Origin of the sequence: Escherichia sp. S10b (genome assembly GCF_028421345.1) — a bacterium.
Classification (GTDB): Bacteria; Pseudomonadota; Gammaproteobacteria; order Enterobacterales; family Enterobacteriaceae; genus ECMA0423.
Genome location: NZ_JAHZSO010000151.1, coordinates 1 through 3236, shown reverse-complemented (window position 1 = coordinate 3236; position 3236 = coordinate 1). Strand labels below are relative to the sequence as shown.

At 47.5% G+C, this 3236-nt stretch carries 2 protein-coding genes and 2 pseudogenes; 1 reads left to right on the top strand and 3 read right to left on the bottom strand.

Annotation, left to right across the window (positions count from 1 at the left end):
• Positions 1–630, bottom strand: a pseudogene (locus tag FTE26_RS09125) (ISAs1 family transposase); the annotation flags it as partial.
• 387 nt (positions 631–1017) lie between these two features.
• Here FTE26_RS09125 and FTE26_RS09120 point away from each other — a divergent pair.
• Positions 1018–1116, top strand: a pseudogene (locus FTE26_RS09120) (IS1 family transposase); the annotation flags it as partial.
• A gap of 21 nt (positions 1117–1137) precedes the next feature.
• Here the strand turns inward: FTE26_RS09120 and FTE26_RS09115 are convergent.
• Together FTE26_RS09115 and FTE26_RS09110 are read right to left on the bottom strand one after the other, a co-directional pair.
• On the bottom strand, positions 1138–1548 hold the full coding sequence (locus FTE26_RS09115; protein ID WP_265740534.1) for an RHS element protein dsORF-e4: 411 nt from the start codon (positions 1546–1548) through the stop codon (positions 1138–1140).
• A partial coding sequence (locus tag FTE26_RS09110; protein ID WP_272457556.1) for an RHS repeat domain-containing protein occupies positions 1544–3236 on the bottom strand: 1693 nt, incomplete at its 5' end. The genes FTE26_RS09115 and FTE26_RS09110, both read right to left, overlap by 5 nt.

The following is a 3236-nucleotide window of genomic DNA, read 5'->3' as shown; positions in this document are numbered from 1 at the left end:
AAATTTTTCCTCAAAGGCTTTATTTAGCCGCCCCTGGTTTCCTTTTACCGCGAATAAATAATCACCTCCCTGTTTTTGTATCTTTTCTGCAATATCTTTCTGGCAGCCCATCGCATCAGTTGTGATGATTTTTCCTTTAATATCCATCATGTTAAGAAGTTCAGGAATGGCTGTAATCTCATTGGATTTCTCATCCGTCTTGATCTGTCCGAGGACCAGACTATGCATTGTTGAGAACGCACTAATGACATGAATCGCTCCCCTGCGACGACTCTTGTCATAAGAGTGCCGGAGCGTTTTTCCATCAATTGCAATGACGTCTTTATCATCTGAAGAATGGCAGTCACGCATCCAGTTAATAAAGCACTCGTGAAATTTTGCAGGACTGATACAGGATACAACTCTGGCAATGATATCGTGAACAGGAATACCATTTTCAAAATCACCATATCACTTCAAAACATCGGGATGTGTTTCCCCAAAATCCTCTATATCTTCCCAGCCTTCTGCACCAGAAATAACGGCACAAATAGTCAACAGTAGAATATCCGATAATTTATGTTCCACTTTCCAGGCTTGTCTGTAATCGGGGATAATAGAAATATGTTCCATCAATTTTTTAAGTTCCATTTTGTTCTCCTTAATTATGTAAGGAGTATTTGATCATGTATAAGCAATAAAAAACAGCTTCAGGTAATGAGGAATATCTCAATTTTTAAACATAAAATGCGAATTATTTAGTACAAAAAGTGAACTTTTGATGATCTTTCCCTAATCTCACATAGGATCAGATCTCGTCTGATCGTTCCCCCTGCGCTCACTACCATGGCTCTTTACCACAGCAGCCGGGGTTGTTTGGGACCGACTTCCGACAGCAGATCCCGGTGGGCCTGCCACCATCTCTTCACAAGCTTATGCTTATTACATGCAAAACGTCCCGTTTTGCATCTTTGTGCCTACGGCACACCGATGATCTTTCCCTGTGATCTTTCCCTGAATCTGCCCCTGAGAACCTGAATCAAACGTCTGACTCGCAGAACCATCTGTTTCTCGCGCTCTGTAGAACTTCATGAAAAAGTCATCGGTGCTTTTATCGAAAAATACATGTTCTACTAATTGAAGTCATCATCAAAAAATTTAATTAATCGAATCATACCTATAACCTTTTAATTTTACTTTTTTGTCTTCAACATTAAACACAAAAACCTCTTGGACAATTCTTTTTGAATATTCTGAGAAATATATCAATGTAATTTCATCGTTTGAAAATAATCCGCGAGTGATTTTTTCAGTTTTAAGGGTTGATTTTTTATAAGTCCCAAGATCTTTTTCTTTTGCTTCGTTCATTATGTCGATAAATTTTTTTTCAGATGTGGCAGTCTGAAAATCACTTGAAGTGATTTTATATATATCACTGTATTTCCCTGTCTGATATAAACCACGAAAGATATTAACTTCTTGTCTAGCTGGCTCTATGTCCACTGGAGAACAACCACACAATAAAAATAAAACTAAAAATATATATTTTTCATATTTCCTCCTGTTAATTGACCCAGCATTCTTGCCACGTTCTACAAGCCAGAGTCATAACTGAAGCGTCAACACCTGCACCGATACCAACAGATTCTGTCGATGATTCTGGATTATCAACATCCACTACATAAGTATACGCAAAATGCCCCCCAACTCCGCCGCCAACCGTTACACCTACTGAATTGCTGACTCCCGATGTAGGTAAAGACTTGGTCTCAGAATATGTGATAGCCGCATTTATCCCACCACCAATTCCTGCATGTCCGCATGCTGTAGCATAAATACAAATATCAGATAACATTTCACCTTTCTTTTTAGCAAACGCAACGCCAAGTCCTGCATGACCACCTAATGATATTAGATCTCCACTGCCAGTAATATCAATTGATGATGTTCCATATGAATCATCATGCCAAACATCATATAATAATTGATATAAATTATACAAACCCAAAGGATCCATCCTTATTATCGGATTCAGTGGGTAATTATACAGGTTCCATCCCCCCGCCAGCCCAATGGGGTCTTGTGTAATATACCTCCCCTGTAGCGGGTCATAGTACCGGTTCCGGTTATAGTACAGCCCTGATTCCTCATCATGCTGCTGCCCCGGCAGACGGTATGGCTGGTGCAGGTAATACGGGTTCTCTTCATTAAGCTGGTTGCCCCATTCATCATACTCCCCGCGCCACGCCGTATTGCCGTCTTCGCTGATGAGCGCCAGCGGCAGCCACGCCGTATTGCCGTCTTCGCTGATGAGCGCCAGCGGCAGGCCCCGGTGGTCGCAGTGGTAAAAATGAACTTTTCGCGCCGGTGTGTATTCCGGCTCCACCTGTCTGGCCAGTTGCTCCACCGTCAGCCCGCACTGCGCAAGCCACGCCCGGCTTTCACTGCTCACGCGGTCTGCCCGGATTTCTTCCTCCAGCCTGTCCAGCAGCCGCACCAGTTCAGCCGGAAATACCACGCCGTGCCCGTCCTCGCTCCCTTCCTGCTGCAGCTTCTCCGCCAAGCTGCGGCGCTGCGCTTTCTCCCGCTCGCCGTTGTCTGTTTCGATGCGGATGAGCGGCGCGAAGCTCCCCGGCTGATATACCGTCTGGATACGCGTGGTGTCGGTCTGTACCGTCGTCAGCCGGTCGCCGTCCCACCCGTACCACGTCATCTCCGGTTTACGCGACAGCGACATCCACCCCGTCAGGTCACGCTCCCGCCGCCATACCCGTTTCGCCATTCGCCGTCCCAGCGGGTCGTAGAGGTAGCGGCTCTCGACCAGTGGCTCGCCATGCTGTATCCGCGTGTAGAACACCAGACGGTGCTGGCTGTCGTAGTGGTAGTGGTGGGTCCGCTCGTCGTCCGTCCGGATAACACCCGCCGGGATAAGGTCCGTCTTCTCCGTCAGTCTGCCGTATTCATCATAGTGGTAAACATAGTGCGCATCCTCTGCGATGCGGTTATCCGGCCACGCCGTGAGGGTACTGTCCGGGTGCAGCTCCGGGTCCGGCAGGCGGTTTCCCGCCGGGTCGGTGGCATACGGGATGCGGATGTCCAGGTCCGGTGCGAGGGTGCGCACGCTCTCCAGCCTGCCCGTGGCGCTGTAGCCGTATTCCCGCGTCTGTCGCGGACCGCTGATGCGCACCAGGTCGCCGTTGTCATTCCACCCGTAGTCACGGTCATACACCAGGCTGTTCAGGTGCTGGCTCTGTAAC